Origin of the sequence: Alkalibacillus haloalkaliphilus, assembly GCF_007991275.1 — a bacterium.
In the GTDB taxonomy this organism is placed as follows: Bacteria; Bacillota; Bacilli; order Bacillales; family Alkalibacillaceae; genus Alkalibacillus; species Alkalibacillus haloalkaliphilus.
This window is the reverse complement of sequence record NZ_BJYA01000001.1, coordinates 271,599-295,205: the sequence shown is the minus strand read 5'-3', so window position 1 is coordinate 295,205 and position 23,607 is coordinate 271,599. Positions and strand designations below refer to the sequence as shown.

Annotated in this window: 28 protein-coding genes; 25 read left to right on the top strand and 3 right to left on the bottom strand. The window is 39.1% G+C overall.

Annotated features, from left to right (window positions below):
• Nucleotides 1-13 precede the first annotated feature (13 nt).
• The 7 genes from AHA02nite_RS01455 to AHA02nite_RS01425 all read left to right on the top strand — a co-directional run bounded on the left by AHA02nite_RS01455 (nt 14) and on the right by AHA02nite_RS01425 (nt 4,261).
• Nucleotides 14-856 carry a hypothetical protein gene (locus AHA02nite_RS01455; RefSeq protein WP_146813664.1) on the top strand — a complete coding sequence of 281 codons (843 nt, stop codon included), beginning with the start codon at nt 14-16 and terminating at the stop codon, nt 854-856.
• A gap of 7 nt (nt 857-863) precedes the next feature.
• Nucleotides 864-1,268, top strand: coding sequence for a TadE/TadG family type IV pilus assembly protein (locus AHA02nite_RS01450; RefSeq protein WP_146813662.1), 405 nt, complete (start codon nt 864-866; stop codon nt 1,266-1,268).
• The gene (locus tag AHA02nite_RS01445) at nt 1,268-1,936 is read left to right on the top strand and encodes a Tad domain-containing protein (protein ID WP_146813660.1); all 669 of its coding nucleotides are present in this window, start codon (nt 1,268-1,270) and stop codon (nt 1,934-1,936) included. The genes AHA02nite_RS01450 and AHA02nite_RS01445 overlap by 1 nt, the downstream gene beginning before the upstream one ends.
• A 13-nt stretch (nt 1,937-1,949) precedes the next feature.
• Entirely contained in the window at nt 1,950-2,156 is a 207-nt protein-coding gene (locus tag AHA02nite_RS01440) for a hypothetical protein (RefSeq protein ID WP_146813658.1), read from the top strand.
• Between the two features lie 81 nt (nt 2,157-2,237).
• A complete protein-coding gene (locus AHA02nite_RS01435) occupies nt 2,238-2,819 on the top strand; it encodes a hypothetical protein (RefSeq protein WP_146813656.1) in 582 nt (193 codons plus the stop codon).
• 269 nt (nt 2,820-3,088) lie between these two features.
• Nucleotides 3,089-3,682, top strand: coding sequence for a hypothetical protein (locus AHA02nite_RS01430; RefSeq protein WP_146813654.1), 594 nt, complete (start codon nt 3,089-3,091; stop codon nt 3,680-3,682).
• A gap of 75 nt (nt 3,683-3,757) precedes the next feature.
• Nucleotides 3,758-4,261 carry a hypothetical protein gene (locus tag AHA02nite_RS01425; RefSeq protein ID WP_146813652.1) on the top strand — a complete coding sequence of 168 codons (504 nt, stop codon included), beginning with the start codon at nt 3,758-3,760 and terminating at the stop codon, nt 4,259-4,261.
• A gap of 49 nt (nt 4,262-4,310) precedes the next feature.
• Here the strand turns inward: AHA02nite_RS01425 and AHA02nite_RS01420 are convergent, their stop codons facing one another.
• Complete coding sequence (locus AHA02nite_RS01420) at nt 4,311-5,306, bottom strand: NAD(P)/FAD-dependent oxidoreductase (RefSeq protein ID WP_146813650.1); 996 nt, start codon at nt 5,304-5,306, stop codon at nt 4,311-4,313.
• Nucleotides 5,307-5,464: 158 nt separating this feature from the next.
• Here AHA02nite_RS01420 and AHA02nite_RS01415 point away from each other — a divergent pair, with 158 nt between their 5' ends.
• Complete coding sequence (locus AHA02nite_RS01415; RefSeq protein WP_146813648.1) at nt 5,465-5,995, top strand: gamma carbonic anhydrase family protein; 531 nt, start codon at nt 5,465-5,467, stop codon at nt 5,993-5,995.
• A gap of 3 nt (nt 5,996-5,998) precedes the next feature.
• On the opposite strand, the gene AHA02nite_RS01410 is transcribed toward AHA02nite_RS01415, so the two are convergent.
• Both AHA02nite_RS01410 and paaX read right to left on the bottom strand, forming a co-directional pair.
• On the bottom strand, nt 5,999-6,568 hold the full coding sequence (locus tag AHA02nite_RS01410; protein WP_146813646.1) for a VanZ family protein: 570 nt from the start codon (nt 6,566-6,568) through the stop codon (nt 5,999-6,001).
• Between the two features lie 64 nt (nt 6,569-6,632).
• A complete protein-coding gene (gene paaX / locus AHA02nite_RS01405) occupies nt 6,633-7,454 on the bottom strand; it encodes a phenylacetic acid degradation operon negative regulatory protein PaaX (RefSeq protein WP_146813644.1) in 822 nt (273 codons plus the stop codon).
• A gap of 256 nt (nt 7,455-7,710) precedes the next feature.
• Between paaX and paaA the strand changes: the two genes are divergently transcribed.
• The 17 genes from paaA to lpdA all read left to right on the top strand — a co-directional run bounded on the left by paaA (nt 7,711) and on the right by lpdA (nt 23,572).
• The gene (gene paaA / locus AHA02nite_RS01400) at nt 7,711-8,700 is read left to right on the top strand and encodes a 1,2-phenylacetyl-CoA epoxidase subunit PaaA (RefSeq protein ID WP_146813642.1); all 990 of its coding nucleotides are present in this window, start codon (nt 7,711-7,713) and stop codon (nt 8,698-8,700) included.
• An 18-nt stretch (nt 8,701-8,718) separates the two neighbouring features.
• The gene (gene paaB, locus AHA02nite_RS01395; protein WP_017185599.1) at nt 8,719-9,078 is read left to right on the top strand and encodes a 1,2-phenylacetyl-CoA epoxidase subunit PaaB; all 360 of its coding nucleotides are present in this window, start codon (nt 8,719-8,721) and stop codon (nt 9,076-9,078) included.
• Nucleotides 9,075-9,890, top strand: coding sequence for a 1,2-phenylacetyl-CoA epoxidase subunit PaaC (gene paaC, locus AHA02nite_RS01390; RefSeq protein ID WP_100214242.1), 816 nt, complete (start codon nt 9,075-9,077; stop codon nt 9,888-9,890). Before paaB ends, paaC begins: the two co-directional genes overlap by 4 nt.
• 19 nt (nt 9,891-9,909) lie before the next feature.
• Complete coding sequence (gene paaD, locus AHA02nite_RS01385) at nt 9,910-10,410, top strand: 1,2-phenylacetyl-CoA epoxidase subunit PaaD (protein WP_146813640.1); 501 nt, start codon at nt 9,910-9,912, stop codon at nt 10,408-10,410.
• Between the two features lie 21 nt (nt 10,411-10,431).
• Nucleotides 10,432-10,743, top strand: a complete 312-nt coding sequence (locus tag AHA02nite_RS01380) for an EthD family reductase (protein WP_017185602.1) — start codon at nt 10,432-10,434, stop codon at nt 10,741-10,743.
• Nucleotides 10,736-11,509, top strand: a complete 774-nt coding sequence (locus AHA02nite_RS01375) for an enoyl-CoA hydratase/isomerase family protein (RefSeq protein WP_146813638.1) — start codon at nt 10,736-10,738, stop codon at nt 11,507-11,509. The genes AHA02nite_RS01380 and AHA02nite_RS01375 overlap by 8 nt, the downstream gene beginning before the upstream one ends.
• A gap of 3 nt (nt 11,510-11,512) precedes the next feature.
• On the top strand, nt 11,513-12,295 hold the full coding sequence (locus AHA02nite_RS01370) for an enoyl-CoA hydratase/isomerase family protein (protein ID WP_017185604.1): 783 nt from the start codon (nt 11,513-11,515) through the stop codon (nt 12,293-12,295).
• A gap of 20 nt (nt 12,296-12,315) precedes the next feature.
• Nucleotides 12,316-13,833, top strand: a complete 1,518-nt coding sequence (locus AHA02nite_RS01365) for an aldehyde dehydrogenase family protein (protein ID WP_146813636.1) — start codon at nt 12,316-12,318, stop codon at nt 13,831-13,833.
• Between the two features lie 30 nt (nt 13,834-13,863).
• Nucleotides 13,864-14,739, top strand: a complete 876-nt coding sequence (locus AHA02nite_RS01360) for a 3-hydroxyacyl-CoA dehydrogenase (RefSeq protein WP_146813634.1) — start codon at nt 13,864-13,866, stop codon at nt 14,737-14,739.
• Nucleotides 14,736-15,935 (top strand): thiolase family protein, encoded by a 1,200-nt coding sequence (locus tag AHA02nite_RS01355; protein WP_146813632.1) that lies wholly within the window; start codon nt 14,736-14,738, stop codon nt 15,933-15,935. The genes AHA02nite_RS01360 and AHA02nite_RS01355 overlap by 4 nt, the downstream gene beginning before the upstream one ends.
• A gap of 37 nt (nt 15,936-15,972) precedes the next feature.
• Complete coding sequence (locus AHA02nite_RS01350) at nt 15,973-16,947, top strand: NAD(P)H-dependent flavin oxidoreductase (RefSeq protein ID WP_146813630.1); 975 nt, start codon at nt 15,973-15,975, stop codon at nt 16,945-16,947.
• 248 nt (nt 16,948-17,195) lie between these two features.
• Nucleotides 17,196-17,594 (top strand): thioesterase family protein, encoded by a 399-nt coding sequence (locus AHA02nite_RS01345; RefSeq protein WP_146814108.1) that lies wholly within the window; start codon nt 17,196-17,198, stop codon nt 17,592-17,594.
• Between the two features lie 30 nt (nt 17,595-17,624).
• Nucleotides 17,625-18,779, top strand: a complete 1,155-nt coding sequence (locus AHA02nite_RS01340; RefSeq protein WP_146813628.1) for a Leu/Phe/Val dehydrogenase — start codon at nt 17,625-17,627, stop codon at nt 18,777-18,779.
• 21 nt (nt 18,780-18,800) lie between these two features.
• Nucleotides 18,801-19,856 (top strand): pyruvate dehydrogenase (acetyl-transferring) E1 component subunit alpha, encoded by a 1,056-nt coding sequence (gene pdhA, locus AHA02nite_RS01335; RefSeq protein WP_146813627.1) that lies wholly within the window; start codon nt 18,801-18,803, stop codon nt 19,854-19,856.
• A 52-nt stretch (nt 19,857-19,908) separates the two neighbouring features.
• Nucleotides 19,909-20,877, top strand: coding sequence for an alpha-ketoacid dehydrogenase subunit beta (locus tag AHA02nite_RS01330; protein WP_146814106.1), 969 nt, complete (start codon nt 19,909-19,911; stop codon nt 20,875-20,877).
• Between the two features lie 16 nt (nt 20,878-20,893).
• Nucleotides 20,894-22,123 carry a dihydrolipoamide acetyltransferase family protein gene (locus AHA02nite_RS01325; RefSeq protein WP_146813625.1) on the top strand — a complete coding sequence of 410 codons (1,230 nt, stop codon included), beginning with the start codon at nt 20,894-20,896 and terminating at the stop codon, nt 22,121-22,123.
• Entirely contained in the window at nt 22,124-23,572 is a 1,449-nt protein-coding gene (gene lpdA / locus AHA02nite_RS01320; protein ID WP_146813623.1) for a dihydrolipoyl dehydrogenase, read from the top strand.
• Nucleotides 23,573-23,607 lie beyond the last annotated feature (35 nt).

The window sequence follows — 23,607 nt, the reverse complement described above, 5'->3', positions numbered from 1 at the left end:
ATGATGTACTACTTTGAAAGTAACAGATCAGTTAATAGTACAAAAAACTAAAGAGTTAAAACGCATATTTGAAAATTATAAAATATCACCAAACCATTTAAACTTTAATGGAGAAGACTTTTATGTTGTTTATTACAGTCCAAAATTTTCTAATAAAGTAAGTGCTCTCACTGTAGTATCTACAAAGAACGACTTAACAATTGATGAGCTTGAAGAAGCTTTTGAAAAATTAACATACTTACACAATTTTATAAATTCAATCTTTTATGGAAAACACAAAAAAGATAATAATATGGCAGGTTTTAAAGCCGTTCAGGATTTTATTATTAGAGTATTATCAGAGATTGAATTAACTGAATCTGATAAGAGAGTATATATACAATGTTTAGATGCTATAAAGGCTGTTCAAAAATATCAGGAAAAACATGATGACATTATGTCTGAGAGTGAAAAATACCTTTTGAACAAAGCGAATGAAGGTCAGAAGTTTTATGAAACTGATATTAATGAATTACTAGGTTTATTGGCAGAACTTGATTATGCTCAGTTTAAGCAATTAAGAAATATACTGGAAGCATCAAAACTGACCTCATTTATAAGTGAACAAATTAATGAATCAAACTCCATGAAAGAACAAGTTAATAATAGTTTACTAACATACATCAATGAATTAATTAACTTAGAAACAAAAGCAAAAGAGAACTTAAAACAAATAACACATGTGAAAAATATTGAGTATTTGTCAGAAGCAGAGCATAAAGAAGTTTTTAAAGAGTTAGCTCTAAGCAATCAAAAAGAGGCTTTGCCAGATTTAAAGAAAGACTTGAGATTACCAATCTTGGTGGACACTAGGTGATGATGTTATGGGGCTGAGAAAAATTAAGAGCTTAGTTAGAAACGACAAAGGATCAGTTACAATTGAATTTTTGGGGATCATTCCACTTGTGTTGATTTTGTTAGCTGTATTAATTCAGTTTATTGTTGGTGTGAACGGATATTTGGTTGCTCAGTCAGCTGCCAATGAGTACGCAAAGGTTTATTCAGTAACACAAAGTTCTACTGAAGCATCAAGTGCAGCTAATCGAATTTTAACATCAACGGGTGATTACTTAGAAGGTTCAGTTTCTAGTCTTAATGTAACTGGAAAGAACTTTGACGCCGACATCAATGTGAGTATAAGTCTAATATTCTTACCTGATGAGATTTTAGGTTGGAGTACACCCTCAATAAGTTTCACTACTTCAGCCCCTGGTCGGGTGATTGAGTAATGAAAAATTATCTAAATGAAAGAGGAAACATTGCCATATTCGTTCTTGGGATGCTAAGTATCATAATGGTCATGTTTATATTAGTTATAAACATGGCGAGTGCTTTAGCTACTAAAGAACAATCCTCTACTACAGTTCAACAAGCAAGCTTGGCTGCGACAAGTGTATTTTATGAAGAGGTTAGTAGGGTTATAGATGAATATGAAGATGAGACGTTGGAAGGATCCTTACTAGCATTTTTCGAGGATTTCAATGAAAAAGTCTCCGACAGAGTTGACCAACTTTCTAGTTCAGGCGGTTATACAGGTTGGTCGCAAAATGAAATTAATATAGAGGCATTTAACCAAGTGTTAACAGAAGAATTAAATGAGCCAATAGTCAGAACAACTTTAAGTGGTTTACTTCAAGACGAAGAAGTAAGAACGAGTGTAATTAATGAAGCAAGAAATACTATTCAAAGAAACAACGGAGTTTTAGATGGTGCTGTATTAACCGTAAGTGACAATCGTTTTTATGTAAGGGCTGCCAATGAGTTTGAATCAACATCTTTAGACGGTATAGTCGGTCAAATAAATGAACATGTTTACCAAGAATCAGCCGGCCCTACTATTAATTTTCTAGAATTGATTTGGCCCAGTTCTAGTTCAACTATTTCATTAGATCATTGAAAGGAGATTACGCATGTCTAAATCAGAGAAGCGTTGGCGCAGGTTTTATCTTATCTTAATGCTATTCATTTACATTATTTATGTGCCGGTGACGGTAATTGATTGGTTAGGTGGATCTGGAAGTTTCCCTTACACTGCCTTTATAGTAGGGATTGGTCTGCCATTAATAAGAAAGAATCATTTAAATTCGATACAACAAAATGAAGTGAGAATAGAATAGTGCTTTTCTAATATTTGTATAGGTTAGTTAACCAAACTCAGTTCCTGTAATAGGGCTAATATTAAAGTGGAAGTGATGTTTATGGCTGAACACAAATTAAGTTTAAAAGAAAGTAAAGTGATCCAAGTATCATTATTGATGTATCTATGTGCCGTCCTTGCAAGTGCGTTTCTAGAAACTTGGAGTATTTTGATTCTAAACTTAATTATTGCGACCGTTTGTAGCATTTCTTATTTCATTTTATGGATGTTATACAAGGACCAGCGTAGAAGGTATTTTTCATTAGCTAGCTTTGTAATGTTAAACGGATTTGCAATCTTTTTTGCAGTACCGTTTTTAGTATTTATTTATGGTTCAATTTCATTTTGGGTCGGCGTATTACTTGTTATTTCGATGTTGCTAGTTCCTTATCTTTTCTCTGAAGAGATTGCACTAAGTGTAAATAAGCCTTATAAGACGAGGCTAGGAAGGGTTTATATCATTTTATCAAGTATGTTATTGATATTTGGGTCAGGTGTTTATGCTGATAGCCTGTACTCTCAAACTACTGATCTTTTACAAGCCTCTTTATATACTTTTCTTTTCTCATTGTGTTGTTGGTTTGTTGCACCTGTTCTCTTAATCAAACCAAAGAAGATGGATGAGGTTATGGCGGAGAAGTAATTTTCTAGGTTAAACAAGCGATGAATTACGTGTATAAATTAGTAAATTGTTAGACTACAAAATAGTTGATTTTCATAACGACATAATAGACTTTACGGAAGAAAAAGGGGAAGAAAGGGATTGGTCTGCCATTAATAAGAAAGAATCATTTAAATTCGATACAGCAAAATGAAGTGAGAGTAGAATAGTGCTTTTCTAATATTTGTATAGGTTAGTTAACCAAACTCAGTTCCTGTAATAGGGCTAATATTAGAGTGGAAGTGATGTTTATGGCTGAACACAAATTAAGTTTAGTAGATAGTAGAATTATTCAAACAACATTAGTAATCTACATATGTGCCTCTACTGGAGCTCTGTTTTCCGGTAGTTGGACAGTTTTTGTTATTAATCTAATCATTGCGACACTATGTGGTGCGATTTTCGTCGTTTTATGGAAAAAGTTCAAAAATGAACATAAAAGGTATTTTTCATTATTTAGCTTTGTAATGATAAACAGTCTAGCGGTATTTTTTGCCACACCTTTCCTCAAGACTATTTATGGATCTATCTCATTCTGGGTTGGCCTATTGCTAACCATAACTATGGTAATGGTTCCTTACTTTTTTTCTGAAGAGATTGCATTTAGCGTAGGAAAACCTAACAAAACAAGGTTAGGAAGAGTTTATACAGTATTAACCACTATACTGTTTGTATTTGGAACAAGTTTATTTGTGGACAGTTTATACTCTCAAAATACTGACCTATTCCAAGCGACTCTATTTATTCTCTTTCTTGTTTTCTTTGTTGTGTTGGTTCTTAGCACCAATCATGTTGATCAAACCGAAGAGGATGGAAGAAGTTATGGCGGAGAAGTAATTATCTAGGTTAGACAAGCGATGAATTACGTGTATAAATTAGTAAATTGTTAGACTACAAAAAAATAAGAGGTGGTAATTGGAATGAAAACAATTAAAGTACTGTTAACAGGATTAATTATGGTGGCATTATTAGTAGCGTGTACAATGCCTCCGGAAGCACAGGAGTTAGTTGATTATCATAACGACATAATAGACTTTACTGAAGAAAAAGGCGAAGAAATGGATGAGATCGACAGTCAGATGACAAACATGTCGTTAGAAGAAGCGTATGAATTGCAACTTGATGAAATGTTACCAATTGCTGATGAAATTCTGGAATACGTTAATGCTCAATCACCTGAATCAGACATAGTCGTAGAATACCACGATATGAGAAGTGCGTTCGTAGAAAAGTGGTATGAGGCAGTATATGAGGAACTTGATGTATATGGTCAATTTATAAATGACGAAATAACTGAAGATGAGTTTAATATGCTATTGTCTGATGTAGAAGCAATGTATATTGAGTCAGCACAACTTCTAGAGGAAGCAGAGGACCGACTGGCTGATTTTGTAGAAGAATATGATTTAGAAGAATTAGAGTAATAGTTACACTTATTTAAAGCCCAGCTAGTTTTATAGCTGGGCTTTAGCATTACTTCGATTTCTCAAAAAGATGGGTACTATGAATGCTTAGTTTTGCTTTTGGATCAATCATCGACTTAGCATGATTAACAGCGATTGGCGCTTCGCCGAATCCAGTTGCAATCAACTTCGGTTTTCCTTCATACGTACAAATATCGCCAGCGGCAAAAATGCCTGGAATGTTCGTTTCCATTTTTGAATTAACGAAAATGCTATTCTTTTGCAACTCAAGCCCCCACGATTTTAAAGGACCTAATGAAGTGACAAAACCATAGTTAACAATGACATCGTCTACATCAATCAACTCGAGTTGTTCACCTTTTACTTCTTTTATAGCGACTTGCTCGATCCGATTACCGTCACCAATTAAACGGTCAACTTCAAAAGGTGTCATAATGTTAACGTTCGAGTTTTTTAACTGTGTGACACTATGCTCGTGAGCGCGGAATTTATCACGACGGTGAACTAACGTAACTTGTTCAGCAATAGGTTCTAATGCTAATGACCAGTCAATTGCTGAGTCACCACCCCCACATAAAAGGATGCGACGGTTTTTAAACTGATCTAATTTCTGTACGAAATAGTGAAGGTTACTGCCTTCATATTGTTCCGCTTGTTCTGCTTTAAGTTTTCGTGGTTGGAATGCTCCTGCACCTGCTGTAATAATAATCGTTTTGGAATAATGTGTCCCTTGGGTAGTAAAGATCTCGAAGTACTCGTCGTGGCGACTAATGTCTGTTACAGATTGTTCTAAGTGAATGGAAGGTGAAAACGTCTTAGCTTGTTCGTGTAAGTGGTCAACTAACTCTTGTGCTTTAACTTTCGGAAAGCCTGCAACATCGTAAATGTATTTGTCGGGGTATAGTGCAGCTAGCTGGCCTCCTACTTGTGGCATGCTGTCGATCACATTGACAGAAGCTTCCCTCATCCCTGCGTAGAAAGCGGTAAATAATCCGACTGGTCCTGCCCCAATAACGGTAATATCATATATGCGGTCATTAAACATGACCACCCTCCTTTTTATAACGTTTTAAATACGCTTTAAGTAATTTCGTTATATAAAAGAATACAAAAGTTCCTCTACACTGTCAATATATTATGAGATTATTACGCTATGATAAAAATGTGTTATATTAAACTTACAGAATAATAGGAGGGATGGTTATGATCTACCGCTACAAGAATCATACTCCACGAATAGATGAGACAGCTTTTATTGCAGATAACGCTAGAGTTATTGGTGATGTTGAGATTGGAAAGGAATCTAGCATCTGGTTCAATGTCACAGTACGAGGTGATGAAGGACCTATTCGAATTGGTAAGCGTTGCAATATACAGGAAAACTCCATGTGTCACCTGTATGAACAGTTTCCGCTTACTTTAGAAGATGAAGTGTCAGTTGGTCACAATGCAATTGTTCACGGTTGCACATTAAGAAGAGGCGTCCTTGTAGGTATGGGGGCGACTGTTTTAGACGGTGCTGAAATTGGAGAGTATTCGATTATCGGCGCTAATAGTCTAGTACCATCTGGTAAAGTGATTCCGCCACGTTCACTCGTCTTAGGATCACCAGGTCAGGTCGTACGTGAATTGACAGATGAGGACATGAAGATGATTGAAGAAACGATTGATGTTTATGCTAATAAAGGTCAAGAGTTTAACGATTCGACTATATTTGAACGTGTTTCGAGGTAGCTTTTACCTTTTAGCAATATAGTTAAGTAGTTTATTTTGGTTAATATGGCTTTGGTCAAAGGTTATAAATATTACTTTGATCGAAGCCTTTAGTATAAGAAAACCAATTAGAACGCCAAGGCCATTCATAATGAAATCGTTAATATCAAAGATACGGTGGCTATACCCTGTAGATAAACCGACTATAAGTTGTGTTACTTCTATGATAAACGGTAAAAGTAACGCCCATAACAAAATCTTCTTCATCGTAACTTGAGCAATTAGAGGAAGAAGAAAGCCAAAGGGGATAGTCAATAATACATTTAAGAACATAAACTTTAAGTTAATTTCTAAGTTTTGAAACGGGACTAAGTTGATATTATGTCTTAACACACTTAATGGGTCGTACATTTCTGGAATATACGTGATTGGGAATTGCGTATACCTAATCACTTGAGTGATGTATAAGTAGAATATTGAAAAAAAGAATAAATACATCATCCCTTTATTATGCTTAAATTTTAAATATAAAAGCAAAGCAATATAAATGATTAAGGCCACTATTATAACCGGGCCCTCAAAGTACATCCTCATAATTAACCGTCCTTACCTTAAAGCATAAATTAAATCACCGGAAATCATCCGGCGACCGGTTTCCCTATTCAAACACAGACTCAAAAAAACGTGTAGCTGGTGTTTGTAACAGCTCATGATAATCCGAGAATAACGCTGCTGCAGAGTCACCTAACCATTGATTAGGTACTAACTCTTCAGGCAAGTTTGGATCAACGAACAAAAACTTACGGTATTCATGGACAAGTGAGGCGCATTTGACGAAGCACTGGCCATCACTAATATCCCCTTTTTCTACTAAATTCTTATCGATGTAATACATTTCACTGTACTCTTTTATGAACTGTGAGTATTTAGCATTCACATCATCTAAATCCCAACACTGATCGACTAATTCTTTCGGGGAACTCATCCCTTCATAAGTCGCATTAAAAAACGTTACATACTGACTAATATCATACTTCTCAACTAAACGATGCACTTGTTCTTCAAGTGGATTTGGCGTGATCCAGCAACTATTCGTTAAGGAACCAAAACCACTCCATACTAACTCTTTACGTAATTCATCTCGTAAATGACGTTGGCTTTCAGGAATCGAATAGACAAGCATGCGCCATTGCCCATCCCACTTAGGTGACTCTGACCTATAAATTCGTTTAGAAGCTTCTTCCATGCGGGCTTTTCCTTGTTCGGTAAGAGAATAATAGCTTTTGTTCCCTCTTTTTTCAGATTGAAGCCAACCTTGTTTACTCATTCTAGAAACAGCAGCTCTAACTGATTGTTCATTATGCCCGAACTCTTCTAACAACTGAATTAAACTACCGATCCAAATAACATTTCCATAATGCCTTATGTAATCACCATATAACGTAAAGATCATAGACCGTGTTTTAAACTGTTTATCCATACTCTACCATTTCCTTCTTCGTCTAGTTCGATATTTATTTACTAGTTTACTACATGGTGGTGCAAAATTCACTTCTTTTTTAACAAAATGTACAAGCTATCCATTGATAAAACAACGAATATTAACCATAAATGTCATCATATAATAAGTTATATAACCTATATTATTTTTTGAAAATTAAAATATTTATATTGAAGTTTGTATAACGTTTTGATATTATTACGTTAAATAAACGTGATGGAGGAGAGGTGGCTGTATGTATAATTACTTGGAATACGGCGGTTCTGATCAGCCTAATGTACCAGAACATGACCAAGAAAAATACGAGCAGTTTATGGCACGGATTGAAGCGGGGGAGAAAATTGAACCGGACGATTGGATGCCAGAGGATTACAGGCAAGGTTTAGTAAAATTAATTTCCATGCACGGTATTAGTGAAATTATGGGGGCCTTACCTGAGAAAGAATGGACGCCAAAAGCACCGACGATGAAGCGTAAGCTCGGTATTATGGCGAAGGTGCAAGATGAAATGGGGCACGGTCAATTGTTGTTGCGAGTGGCTGAAGATTTATTGAAACCATACGGCAAAAACCGTGAAAACATAATGGAAGACTTGTTAAGTGGCGACCTTAAGTTTCACAACGTTTTCCATATGCCGACGAAAACGTGGGCTGATGCTGGCATGGTTGGCTGGTTAGTTGACGGTGCAGCCATCATTTCACAAACGAACATGTTAGATGCTTCTTATGGCCCCTACCAACGCGCACTTCAACGCATTTGCCAAGAAGAAGTTTTCCACGCACAGCATGGTGAAGCAATCATCATGGCATTAGCTGAAGGAACTGAGTACCAAAGAGAAATATTGCAAGAGTCACTGAACCGCTGGTGGCCAGCATTGTTAATGTTTTTTGGACCGAGCTCAGCTGACACGACTGGAACCTCCAAACAAGACACGATGATTAAATACCGCATTCGTAAAAGCTCCAACGAAGAACTACGACAAGCATTCCTTGATAAATACTTACCGCGTGTATTCTCACTAGGACTTACAGTACCAGATGAAACCGTCCACTATGACGAAGAACAAGAAAAATGGGTTTACGAGCAACCTGATTGGAATGAGTTTAAACAAATTATTAAAAATAAAGGACCACGATCTAAAGAGCGCTTGCGCTTACGTGAAGTTGCTTACGAAAACAACCGTTGGGTAAGAGAAGCACTTTCACCTGAAGCGATTGGCCAATAACGGGGAAGGAGAGGTTTTATGTCGGAGTCGAATGAAACAAACTTTTACCAAGAGTATGAAGTTTTTAGTAAGAAAAGTGTTAAATCACCCATTCAACATCAATTCAGTCTGCTTGCTCCTAATGAAGAGATGGCACTCAGCATGGCTGTTGAAAATTTTATGCGCCGTGAAGACGTGCTAGACGTTTGGGTAGTTAAGCGAAGTAATATTCGCTCAATGACGAGTGAGGAGCGCTTGAATTTAACGAAGCGTTTAGACAATAAAGACTACCGCAGAACGAAAGGTTACGGCTATTTGCGTAAGAAGTGGAAGGAAAAAGAGCAAGGCATGTTAGATGAGAAAGAGATCATGTCGTGGAAAGAGGTGAAAAAGAAATGACAAAAGTGACATCTGCACAAGAGGCAATGAATGATGATGTTTATTTAAAAGCTTTAACAGACTTACTTTATCAATTAGCTGATGATGACTTTCTCATTTCTTTTCGCGGTTCAGAATGGCTCGGCTTAGCACCGCATATAGAAGAAGACGTAGCTTTTTCTTCAATTACACAAAATACGATGGGTCACGCGTTAATGTATTACCGACTGCTTGAAGACTTAAGTGAAGGTGAAGCGGACGCTCTTGCGCACGAACGTGACCCTAGTAGTAGGCGAAACGCCGTTTATTTTGAGAAGAAAAACGGTGAAGGTGAATACTTAACAGAGCCGTACTACGACTGGGCGTTGGCTGTTGTTCGTAATTTTCTCTATGAATCTTTCAAAAAAGTAAAACTAGAAGCGTTAACAAAGAGTTCCTATACACCGTTAGCCAACATTGCTGGAAAAGTGTTAATGGAACAGCCTTATCATTTATCGCATTGGAAAATATGGTTTAAGCAACTTAACAACTCTACTGATGAGGCGAAGACGAAGTTGCAATCGCGACTGGAAGAAGCGTGGCAACAATTCGGTGATGTATTAGAGCTTGGGGAGTATGCTACTGAACTTGAGCATTTTGACATTATAAGTGGTGAGGACGACTTAAAAGAACGGTTCATTCAAGAAGTAGAATCGACTGTTAAAGATATTCGAGACATTTCGTTCGGTAAAGCATTTGGAAGTGGTAGAGAAGGTGACCATACACCGGATTTAGACCAAGCGTTAAATACGCTTGCTGAAGTATACCGCAGTGATGAGAAAGCCGTTTGGTAAGTAAAGGAGGTGTCGTTCAATGACGCGCCAGGCGAAAGAAGAAGAGGTTCGAGAGGTCTTAAAGTCAGTTGATGACCCTGAATTACCTTCTGTTAGTGTTTCAGATTTAGGGATGGTTCACACGGTGATCGTTGATGGAAGTAGCGTCTCAATTGTAATGGTTCCAACTTTTGCAGGATGTCCTGCTTTAGATTTCATTAAAGCAGATGTTCATCAAGCGGTACTTGAACTTGACTGGGTATCTGAATGTGAAGTTGAGTTCTCCTTTGAACTGAAATGGTCGACAGATGCGATTACAGATGAAGGGAAAAAGCAGCTGAAAAAGCATGGCATTGCACCTCCACCAGAGAATTACGAGCCAGGCCAGGAGTGGACGGTTAACTGTCCATATTGTGATTCTGACTATACGTCAATGGATAATGTGTTTGGACCTACGGCTTGTCGCAGCATTTTATATTGCAGCTCGTGTAAAAACCCATTTGAAGCGATGAAGCCAGTAGTGGAATATGCAATCAAATAAATTTTGAGAGGGGATTTTAAGATGGTTAAATTAGTTGCGATTTACAAGAAACCGGAAGATCAGGAGAAGTTTGATGAGCACTACTACAATGTGCACACACCACTGACGCAGAAGATTCCAGGGTTAAAAGACATGAAAGTAACTAAAATTGTAGGCTCGCCAATGGGTGAGACAGATTATTACTTACTATGTGAAATGTACTATGAGAGCCATGAAGCATTACAAGAAGCGATGAAAACAGATGAAGGAAAAGCATCTGGAAAAGACGTTATGAAGTTTGCCGGGGATATTGTCACGTTAGTCATTGGCGAGGAAGTTGCCGTTAATGTCTAATCGGTACATTGAAGCGTTTGTTGAAGACAAAATCGGGGTGATTCAATTGAATCGCCCTGAAGTGCTTAATGCATTAAACCGGCAAATGGTAGATGAAATCGTTGAGAAACTCGAGCAATATGATGAAAGCGAAGACGTTCGTGTCATCATGATCAAAGGAAGTGACAGAGCATTTGCAGCTGGTGCGGATATTGAAGAAATGATGAATGAGACGCCACTTACGATGGAGCTAGCAGATCCGTTTGCGGTGTGGGATCGGATAACACTTATTAACAAGCCGATTATTGCATCAGTTAATGGTGTTGCTTTAGGTGGAGGTTTTGAACTAGCCCTCCATTGTGACTTAATCGTTGCAGGTGAATCGTCTAAGTTTGGATTTCCTGAAGTACAGCTTGGTGTTATGCCAGGAGCAGGTGGTACTCAGTTGTTAACTAAAGCAATCGGTGAACGTAAAGCATTAGAGTGGATATGGTTAGGTGAACAAATGGAGGCTCATGAGGCGTTAAAACTTGGTGCTATTAACCGAGTGATAGCTGATGAACTCGTTTTTGAAGAGTCATTCCGTTTGGCTAAACAGTTAGCGAACCAAGCACCTATTTCATTACGGTTAATTAAAGAATCGGTTAAAGCAGCTAAAGATATGACGTTAACTGACGGCATGAAGTTAGAGCGGAAGAATTTTTACTTAACGTTTGCCTCAGAGGACCAAAAGGAAGGGATGAAAGCTTTTACTGAAAAGCGATCACCTTCTTTTAAAGGAGTGTAAGTCATGGGGATGGATTTTCAAACGATTAAATATGAAGAGTACTCAGGTGTTGCAACGATTACGCTAAATCGGCCATCAGCGTATAACGCATTTACTGAAGGAATGAATTACGAAGTCACACGGGCGTTAAAACAAGCGACGAAAAACGATGACGTCCGTTGCATCGTCTTTACAGGCGAAGGAAAAGCCTTTTGTGCTGGGCAAGACCTACAAGGTGTTGATGAAAACACGAATCATGCCACTTTTTTAAGAAAAAGGTATCACCCAATGTTAAAAGCAATTAAAGAAACTCCAAAGCCTGTAGTTGCAGCAGTTAATGGTACAGCAGCAGGTGCTGGAATGAGTTTAGCGTTGGCGTGTGATTTTAGGCTCGTACAACCGCAAGCTAAGTTCGTCAGTGCTTTTATAAACATTGGCTTAATTCCTGATTCAGGGTTTATTTACAACCTACCACGGATTGTTGGGTATGCGAAGGCGATGGAAATCTCCGTACTTGGAAAACCGATTACGGGTGAAGAAGCCTATGAATTAGGGTTAGCAACTGAAGTGATTCCGCAAGACGAGTGGGATAAGCAAGTCGAAGCATTTACGCAAAAATTAGCAAGTATGCCTACAAAAGCGATAGCGTTAGTTAAGCGTTATATGATGGATGGCATGCATTCAGATTATCAAGATGTACTAGAAAGTGAAGCACAAGCCCAGCGAATTGCTGGTTTATCTAACGACCATCAAGAAGGTGTTCAAGCATTTAAAGAAAAACGCGAACCAAATTTCATCGGAAAATAATCGAGAGGAGTGGATTTTTAATGGAATTAACGAAAGAAGCAATTGAACAAGTAGGGGAAATGAAGCGAGATCATTATGGGATGATCATTAATGGTGAAAGGGTAGATAGTAGTTCAAAAGAAACGTTCGAAACGTATAACCCAGCAACAGGAGAAGTAATTGCAACAGTAGCAAAAGCGAGTGAGGAAGATGCAGAAAAGGCTGTTCAAGCAGCGCGAGAAGCTTTTGATAACGGGAAATGGCGTAAGTATCCAGTTGGAAAACGTTCTCGTGTATTAAACAATATCGCATCGATTATGCGTTCACGTTTTAAAGAGCTAGTTGAAATGGAAGTACTAAACAGCGGTAAATCCGTTGGTGCGGCACAAGTTCAAATTAACCAGTCGATTGAGGATTTTGAATTTTACGCAGGTGCTATTGTCGGTCACCGCGGTGAAGTTAACAATATGCCATACGGATTCTTTAACTATACGCATAAAGAACCTGTTGGTGTTTGTGCTCAAATCATTCCGTGGAACTACCCAATGATGATGGCGGCGTGGAAGATTGCTCCTGCTATTGCAACTGGTTGCTCAGTCGTCATTAAGCCAGCTAGTTTAACTCCAATTACGGCTCTATTATTGAATGAAATTTGCCATGAAGCGGGCGTTCCAGAAGGTGTCGTCAATACGGTACCTGGTTCAGGAAGTGTTGTTGGTGATTACTTAGTGCAACATGAAGACGTTAATAAAGTCGCATTCACTGGTTCGACGCCAACTGGTAAAGACATTATGGAAAAAGCGTCTCAAACACTTAAGCGTGTCACTCTTGAGCTAGGTGGTAAGTCACCTAATATTGTGTTTGAAGATGCTGATCTAGAAGCGGCAGTTGCTGGCTCATTATTCGGAATCTTCTTCAACACAGGTCAATCGTGTGAAGCGCGTTCGCGTATGTTCGTGCATGAATCGATTTATGATGAGTTTATGGAGCAGTTTATTGAGAAAACGGAAAAGCTTCAATCAGGTGATCCGTTTAATAAAGGGACACACCTTGGCTCAATTATTAACCAAGAGCAATTAGATGTAATTGATGGTTACGTTCAGTCGGCTGTTAAAGATGGTGCGACGATTGCAACAGGTGGTAAACAAATTTACCCTGAAGGATTTGAAAAAGGCTATTGGTATGCACCAACTGTTATTACGGACGTGACACCTGATATGGAAGCTGTACAAGAAGAAATTTTCGGACCAGTTGTTGTTGTTGAGAAATTTACAGACGAAAAAGATGTCATTAAGCGTGCTAACGATACGAAATACGGATTAGGATCAGCGATTTGGACGACGAACCAAGGCCGTGCTACACGTGTTGCACACCAAATCCAAGCAGGAATCGTCATGGTTAATAGTCCATTCTCAGCGTTCCCTGGTACGCCATTCGGTGGTTATAAGCAGTCAGGGTTCGGCCGTGAACTAACAGTTGAAACGCTAGATTTATATATGGAAGATAAGAGTGTCCTTTCATACTATGGCTCAAAACCTCTTAATCCATTCAACGTATAAATAATAGAATGATAGAAAGGTAGAGTGTCCATGACTATTAACCGTATTACTGTCGTGGGTGCTGGTGTCATGGGGCGAGGCATAGCATATGTCTCGGCCCTTTCAGGTTATCAAACTGAGCTCGTCGACGTATCAGAAGAGCAGTTACAAGATGCCTATGAACACACTAAGCAAACCGCGGCAAAAGGGATCAAACGTGGCAAAATAACAGAATCAGAAGCTGACCAACTGATAGAGCGCCTTCATACTTCACTAGATTTAGCGAGTTCTGCTGCAAGTGCAGACTTAGTTATTGAAGCGGTACCAGAAAAGTCTGACTTAAAACAAAAAGTACTTGAAACAGCTGATCAACATGCGCCAGCACACACGATTTTAGCTTCAAACACGTCAACGATTAGCCCAACAGAACTAGGCTCTTATACGAAACGCCCTGAGAAAGTCGTGGCAATGCACTTTTTTAACCCTGTGCATGTCATGAAATTAGTTGAGATTATTAAAGGTTTAGAAACGAGTGACGGGACGGTTGAAGTCGTTCGTCAAACGGCAGAACAAATGGGGAAAGAAACCGTTGAAGTCAATGAATTCCCAGGTTTTGTGACGAGTCGAATTAGTGCCTTAGTCGGTAATGAAGCATTTCATATGTTGCAAGAAGGAGTTGCTTCAGCTGAAGATATCGACAAAGCGATTAAATTAGGGTTGAACTATCCGATGGGGCCTTTAGAGTTAGGTGACTTAGTCGGATTAGATGCGAGGCTGAACAACTTAAATTACTTATATGAGACATTAGGTGAAAAATACCGCCCTGCTCCATTACTAGAAAAGTATGTGAAAGCTGGTCGTTTAGGAAGAAAAACAGGCCGTGGTGTGTATGATTATACTAATGAAAACGAGTTGATCAAAAAATGAATGAAGTAGTCATTGTTGATGCGGTAAGGACGCCGATTGGAAGGTATAACGGTGCACTTAAAACAATTCGCCCAGATGATTTAGGGGCAGTGGTCATTGAAGCGTTATTAGAGCGCAATCCGAACTTGCCTCCAAGTGAGATTGAAGAAGTCATTTTTGGAAATGCCAATCAAGCAGGCGAAGATAATCGTAACGTGGCGCGCATGTCAACATTACTAGCTGGTTTGCCAGTTGATGTTAGTGCAACGACTGTCAATCGCCTTTGTGGCTCGGGAATGGATGCTGTGATCCAAGCAGCACGTGCGATTGCAGTTGGTGATGGCGACGTTTATATTGCTGGCGGGACAGAAAGTATGACGCGTGCACCGTTTGTCATGGCAAAACCGGAAAAAGAGTTCCCAAGAGGTAACATGGAAATGTATGACACGACAATTGGTTGGCGTTTTACAAACAAGAGATTAGAAGAGATGTACGGTGCTGACACGATGCCTCAAACAGCAGAAAATGTTGCAAAGCGCTATGAAATTACGAGAGAAGAGCAAGATGAGTTTGCCTACGCTAGTCAAATGAAAGCGAAAAAAGCGTTTGAAACTGGACGGTTCGAAGACGAAATTGTTCCTGTTAAGTACGTTGATCGTAAAGGAAATGAGTTCATCATCAATCAAGATGAACATCCACGTCCAAATACAACGAAAGAAAAGCTAGGGAAACTAAGACCAATCTTCAAAGAAGGTACAGTCACTGCTGGTAATGCATCAGGTGTTAACGACGGTGCTTCTGCATTACTTTTAATGAGCGCTGAAAAAGCAAGGCAATTAGGGTTAAAACCATTAGTTAAATACGTTGGTGGAGCAGCTGCAGGGTTAGAGCCGGCTGTTATGGGGTTAGGACCCATTTACTCAACTCAAAAACTATTAAAGCGAACAAACTATTCAATTGATGAGATCGGTTTAGTCGAATTAAACGAAGCATTTGCTTCGCAGTCTATTGAGTGTATGAAACAGCTGAACCTTGGTGAAGAAAAAGTTAACGTAAATGGTGGAGCCATTGCTTTTGGTCACCCATTAGGTGCAAGTGGGGCTAGAATATTAACGACTTTAATCCATGAAATGAAAAAACAAGACACAAATCTCGGCGTTGCAACAATGTGTGTAGGTGTCGGGCAGGGAATTTCGACTTTAGTTGAGAATATATAAGTAACAGGAAACTTTCAGGTATTAGAGGAGGAAAGCTATGAATCCAGTATGTCATCTATTAAACATTCAATACCCAATCGTTTTAGGGGGAATGGGTAATATAAGTAGCCCAGAGCTAACAGCGGCAGTCTCAGAGGCGGGAGGACTTGGTACGATCGGTTGTGGCACGATGTCACCAGAAGAGGTCGAAATGAAAATCAACCAAACAAAAGAATTAACGAAAAAGCCGTTTGCAGTCAACATTGCGATGGCTGTTGCACCAAATGTTGAGCGTCTAATTGACCTTGTGATCGATTTACAAGTGCCTGTCGTATCACTGTCTGCTGGTAATCCAGCACCTTACATTCCAAAGCTTCACGAACAAGGGATTAAAGTGATGACTTTAGTTGCTTCGGTGAAACATGCGAAGAAAGCAGAAGAAGCGGGTGCGGATCTGTTAGTTGCTGAAGGCTATGAGGCAGCAGGGATCAATTCTAATTTAGAGCTAACGACTTTTACTCTAATACCGCAAATTGTACGACACGTTAATGTACCCGTTTTGGCAGCTGGTGGCGTCGGTGATGGAAAAGGTTTAGCTGCAACGCTTATGCTTGGAGCAAGTGGCGTACAAATGGGAACGCGCTTTATTGCAACTCAAGAAGCCCCTTTCCACACACATTACAAAGAGAAGATCTTAGAAGCTAACGGTACAGGGACGACTATTGTAGGACGAACAGTCGGGCAAGTGAGGCGTATTTTAAACACGCAATACGCTAAGAAATTGACTGACCTTGAAAAGTCCGGGTTAACTGTAGAAGAATATCGCCAATTAACGTCTGAAGAGCTACATTGCAAAGGTGCATTAGAAGGCGACTTAGAAAATGGATTTTTAAATAGTGGTCAAATTACAGGTTTAATAGAAGATATTCCAACTGTTCAGGAGTTAGTTGAGGGTATGATGCAAGAGGCGTCTAATCAAGTTGAACAATCGAAGCAACAGCTTCCGTTTGTAAATGATCAATATAATTATTAGAAAATAAACACTTTTCAAATAAATTATTGTTTTATACATTACAAAATGATAAAATATCGTTATACAAACGTCATGCAATTTAAAATTGAGGAAGTCTCTAGGAGTTTATAATGGATTGCGACAAAATTTGTATAGCAATCCACACTTTTTATCGAAAAATGTAAGCGCTTTTATATAATTGTATATAATTGTATACAAGCTTGAATTCAAGGCTTACTTCTAATTATAGAATGGAAGTGATGAATGGTATGAAGCCTGGCATGGAAGTCGGTAGACAAGAGACAATTGACGTAAAAGTTACAAAGGATATGTTTGCGAGTTTTGAAGGGAATGTCGTACACCCCGTGTATTCCACCGTTTCAATGGTATATCACATGGAGTGGGTTTCGCGCAAAATTATACTACCATTTTTAGAAGAACATGAAGAAGGTATGGGAGCATCAGTTAGTGTTAAACACCTTGACGCTGCCCCGTTAAATACAAATGTCAGACTAACAGCAACTTTAACAGAATATAAGGATCATCAAGTCATTACAGAAGTAGAGGCTTACCGTGAAGAAGGTCAATTAATTGGAAAAGGGACAGTTAAACAAGTCATCCTACCTAAGGAGGTAATCGAAAAGCGTACAGGACAGTTACATGGTTAATTTGGTTGTTAATAGAATAGGAGGTTAACTATGAGTTATATTATGGCATCATCTAAAAATGATGAGATTGAAAACTTATCACTCCTTGAGAAAATGTCAGAACATGAGCAAGTCGTTTTTTGCAATGATCCATCGACTAATTTACAGGCTATTATCGCCATACATAGTACGAAATTAGGTCCAGCAATCGGTGGATGTCGCATGCAGCCATATGAATCTTTCGATGAAGCATTAGAAGACGTATTAAGATTATCAAAAGGTATGAGCTACAAATGTGCAGCAGCTGACTTAGACTTCGGTGGAGGCAAAGCTGTCATTATAGGAGATCCCCTCACAGATAAATCACCAGAATTATTCCGCGCATTCGGCCAATTTGTAGAATCCTTAAACGGCCGCTTTTACACAGGTACAGACATGGGAACAACATTAGCTGATTTCGTCCATGCAATGAAAGAAACAAACTGCATTGCAGGAATCCCAGAAGAATACGGTGGAGGTGGCGATTCATCAATACCTACTACTGAGAGTGTTATATATGGACTTAAAGCGACGAACAAAATGCTATTTGGCCATGAAAGTTTACAACCGGTTACTTACGCGATCCAAGGCTTAGGTAAAGTTGGCTTTAAAATTGCAGAGCGGTTGCTTCAAGAAGGTGCTTCGATTTACGTGACAGATATAAATAAAGACTCGATTGAAGCGATTCAAGCTAAAGCTGCCCAAACATCAGAAGGTACAGTGACGGTTGTTGAAACAAATGAGATTTACACAGTACCAGCTGACATATTTGTGCCGTGCGCTATGGGTGGCGTAATCAATGACACGACAATTGAGCAATTTCAATTTAAAGCAGTCGTTGGAGCCGCTAATAATCAATTGTTAGAAGAAAGACATGGTATTGAATTAACGAAAAGAGGCATTCTTTATGCACCTGATTACATTGTTAATGCAGGGGGTCTTATCCAAGTTGCAGATGAACTGTATGGGCCAAGTAAAGAACGAGTCTTATTAAAAACGAAAGAAATATATAATACGATTTTAGAAGTTTATAAGCAGTCTGAACTTAACGAGATATCCACTGTTGAAGCGGCTGACCAGCTTTGTGAAAAAGTAATGTCAAACCGTGAGAAGCGTAATAGTTTCTTTAACCGCACTGTTAGCCCTAAGTGGAAAATCCGTCATTAATATAAAATTGGGGGTCTTACTATGGAAGAACAATTCCCAATCAAGAAAGTAATGGATGATCAAGGGAATTTAATTGATTCATCATATGAGGAAAAGATCGATGAAGAGTTAGTTCGCACGATGTATTACAACATGCTTAGAATTCGTACGTTTGACCGTAAAGCAATCAATTTGCAAAGGCAAGGACGAATCGGTACTTACCCACCGTTTGAAGGTCAAGAAGCATCACAAGTTGGGAGTGCTTTAGCGCTTAAAGATGGCGACTGGATGTTTCCAACATACCGCGATCACGGTGCAACGTTAACGTTTGGTGCTGATATGGTTCGTACGTTTTTATACTGGAATGGTAGACATGAAGGTGTTGTGCCACCTAAAGGTAAAAATATCTTCCCAGCAGCTGTACCAATTGCAACGCAAATTCCACATGCTACAGGAACAGCGTGGGCTGAAAAACGAAAAGGAACAACGAATATCGCACTAGCCTATTTCGGTGATGGGGCAACATCAGAAGGTGACTTTCATGAAGGTTTAAACTTTGCCTCTGTTTTTCAAACGCCAACGGTTTTCTTTAATCAGAACAACGGTTACGCGATCTCAGTTCCAATTGAAAAGCAGATGAATTCAAAGACAATCGCCCAAAAAGCACTCGCTTATGATATGCCAAGTGTCAGAATCGATGGCAATGACTGTTTTAGCGTCTATTTTGAAATGGAAAAAGCAGTTAACCGAGCGCGAGAAGGTAGCGGACCAACATTAATCGAGGCAGTTACGTGGCGTACAGGTGCCCACACGACTGCAGATGACCCGACGAAGTATCGTCCAGATGGCCAAGGTGAAGAAATTGTTCACCCATTAGATCGTTTAGAGATGTTTATGAAAAACTACGGTCACTGGAATGAAGAGTGGATTAGTGAAACGAAAGAGAAAATAGAGAATGAAGTGGAAGCGGCTGTAGAAGCAATGGAAAATAGCCCGAAAGCTAACCCTGCAGATCTTTTTGATTATGTCTTTGAACAAAATCCAGAGCATCTCGAAGAACAAAAAGATCAATACTTAGCACAGCTAAAGGGGGATTAACGTGGATTTAAAGGTTGAACAGAAGCCTGAAGTAAATAGTAAAACGAAACAAATGACGATGATTCAAGCGATTAATGATGGCTTGAAGACGATGCTAGAGTTAGATGAAAAGACGATATTACTCGGAGAAGATATCGGGAAAAACGGCGGTGTATTTAGAGCAACAGAAGGGTTACAAGAAGTTTTTGGCGAGGACCGAGTTGTCGACACACCGTTATCAGAGTCTGGGATCGTTGGTACATCAGTTGGTTTGGCGGTTAACGGGTTTAAGCCAGTTGCTGAAATGCAATTTATGGGCTTTATTTACCCGGCATATGATCAAATTATGACACATGTATCACGTTTGAGAATGAAAACGTTAGGTCATTATTCTGCACCAATGGTCATTCGTGCGCCATATGGAGCTGGAATTCGTGCACCAGAAATTCATTCTGATAGTGCTGAAGCATTGTTTACCCACATGCCAGGCGTTAAAGTAGTCTGTCCTGCAACGCCTTACGATGCGAAAGGTTTATTAATTGAATCAATTGAAGACCCGGATCCTGTTATTTTCATGGAGCCAATGCGTAGTTACCGTGCAAAACGCGAAGACGTTCCTGAAGGGAAATACAATGTTGAAATTGGTAAAGGGAACAAAGTTCAAGAAGGTACAGATATTACATTAATTGCATGGGGAGCAATGGTCCCAGTAGCAGAACAAGCAGCAAAGCAGGCGGAAGAACAAGGTGTTAGTTGTGAAGTAATCGACTTAAGAACACTTTACCCACTTGATCGTGAATTAATTGCTGAATCTGTTCAAAAAACAGGGCGCGCGGTTATCGTGCATGAAGCACACGGAACTGGTGGACTTGGTAATGACATTTTATCTGTCATAAATGATACATCATTCTTATATTTAAGGTCACCAATTGAACGCGTGACAGGGTTTGATGTGCCAGTACCATTCTTTTCATTAGAAGACCACTATTTACCGACGGCCAAACGCGTTTTAGAAAGCATTTATAAATCGGTCAACTTTTAAGTAAGGGGTGAGCACATTGTTAGAAGTAAAATTACACGATATAGGAGAAGGGATGACAGAAGGGGAAATCGTCAATTACTTCGTTAAAGAAGGTGATTCGGTTTCAACTGACCAACCACTCGTTGAAGTTCAAACAGACAAAATGGTTGCTGAACTCCCTTCACCAGGAAAAGGTACTGTTAAAGAAATTGTCGTACCTGTTGGAGAAACCGTCCAAGTTGGTACAACATTACTTTATATAGAAGGGGTCGGTGCGAAACAACCTGAACAACAGTCAGATCCTGAGCCAGCAAAAGCGACGAATGAAACAAAAGGGTTGCAAAATAGGCGAATTCAAACGAAAGTAAACCGCGTATTAGCAACACCATATACGAGAAAAATTGCAAGAGACAATCAAATTGATATAGAACAAGTGACAGCTTCTGATCCATCTGGACGAGTGACAGAAGAAGATGTGTATCAATTTATAAACGGAACGAAATCAGAACCTCAAGTGCAACAAAAAGAACGATCTGAACCGGTAACATTGGAACTAGATTCAGCAAGCAAGCCAGAGCAAGAAACGATTCCATTTAGAGGGATTCGAAAAACAATTGCGAACAAAATGACTCAATCAATTTATACTATTCCTCACGTGACACACTTTGATGAAATCAATATGACAAGACTATTCCAGCTTCGTGAAGAGTTAAAAGAAACTGGAGACAAAATATCCATCCCGGCTTTCCTACTAAAAGCGCTTGTCATTACATTAAAGGACTTCCCAGTTTTTAACGCACAATTAGACGAAGAAAATGAACAAATTAATTTAAAGAAGCAATACCATATCGGTCTCGCATCAGATACAAAAGACGGTTTAATCGTCCCGGTTTTACATGACGTTGACCGTAAGTCATTGCGACAAATTCATAGTGATATGAAAGCTATAACTGAAAAGGCACAAAACGGCAATCTAGAACCTCAGTTACTAAAAGGTAGTACGTTTACGATGAGTAATGTCGGCCCATTAGGTAGTACTGGAGCAACGCCGATTATCAACTATCCAGAAACGGCGCTTATTGCCTTTCATAAAACTCGTAAACTGCCAATCTATAATGAACAAGACGAAATTGTGCCAGGTTACATGATGAACGTGTCAATGTCATTTGACCACCGCGTAGCAGATGGTGCAACGGCTGTGGCGTTTACGAACCGATTAAACGAGTTAATAGAAAATCCGAACAAACTAATGCTGGAGTTGGTATAAATGGTTGTTGGCGAAATTACAGAAGAGCGCGACTTAGTCGTCATTGGCGGCGGACCAGGTGGATATACAGCCGCCATACGCGCTGCACAACTCGGTTTAAACGTATCTTTAGTAGAACAAGCCGATCTAGGCGGCATTTGCCTAAACGAAGGGTGTATTCCTTCGAAAGTGTGGACTTACGCTAGTAAAAAGGTCAATGAAATCTCTCACATGCAAAACTTAGGAGTTGGAGTAGACTCATCTAGTACAGTGGATTTAAATCAATTGCAACAATATAAATCACAAGTGACGACACAATTAAGAAAAGGTGTTGAATCTTTACTGAAAACGAACGAAATCGAGGTCATACAAGGAACTGCAACGTTTACAGGTGATCAGCGAATTGGCGTTGAAAACGGTCATCAATTTGATCACTACATATATAAAAACGCCATCATTGCTACAGGTAGCCAAGCTATAAAACCTAATTATTTCCCAATCAATAGTGAAAAAGCTTTTCTAGCAGAAGAAGTATTTCAAATTGAAGAAATACCTGAACACCTTATTGTGGACGGCTTTGACTACTTAGCCTTAGAAGTAGCTTCTGTGTTTCATAGTTTTGGAACTAAAGTAACGTTAATAACTAAAGATGACCAGTCATCTTTAGATTCTGATTTAATAAAGGAATTAAAGCGACTATTTAAGAAGAGAAAGATTAATATTGTCAATCAAGCGACTATAAAATTAGTAGAAGAAGCTGAACAAGGACTAACAGTAACTGTTAATAAAAGTGGAGAAGAACAACAGATAGAAGCAACACACATCTATAGTAGCGGTGAGAGAAAACCAAACATAGACTCACTAGGTTTGAACCGCTTAGGTGTTAACTTAACTGATTCAGGCCATGTTGCTGTCGACCATCAAATGAAAACTTCCACACCGAACATATTCGCGATTGGTGACTTAACAGAAGGTGACCCGTTAGCTGTAAAAGCGATCAAGCAAGGGAAGGTAGCAGCCGAGGCCGTCGCAGGTGAGAATCCTGAAGCTGACTTAACGTTTTTACCTTTTATAGCTCATACGAATCCACCGATTGCGTCAGTCGGGTTAACTGAACAAGAAACACAAACCAATGAAATTAATTATAAAGTAGGTCAGTTTAACTTAGGAGCTAACGGATTTACATCAATTATCGGTATGCGTGATGGCTTTGTAAAAGTCATTAGTGATGCTGATACTGACATCATTTTAGGCGTTCATATGATTGGTGAAGGCGCAGTGGAGATGTCGAGTCACTTTGTGCAGTTGCTTGAAATGGCTGCCAAAACAGAAGACTTAACGTTCCCACATTATGCTCACCCTAGCATGAACGAAGGATTGATTGAAGCGGTTGAAGCGCTTGTTGGCCAATCGATTCATACACCACCGAAAAAACAAAAGCAATCCAAAGTATTTGAAAATAGTGTTTAAAGCTTGGCGCTTTAAAAGCCAATTATTAATTATAA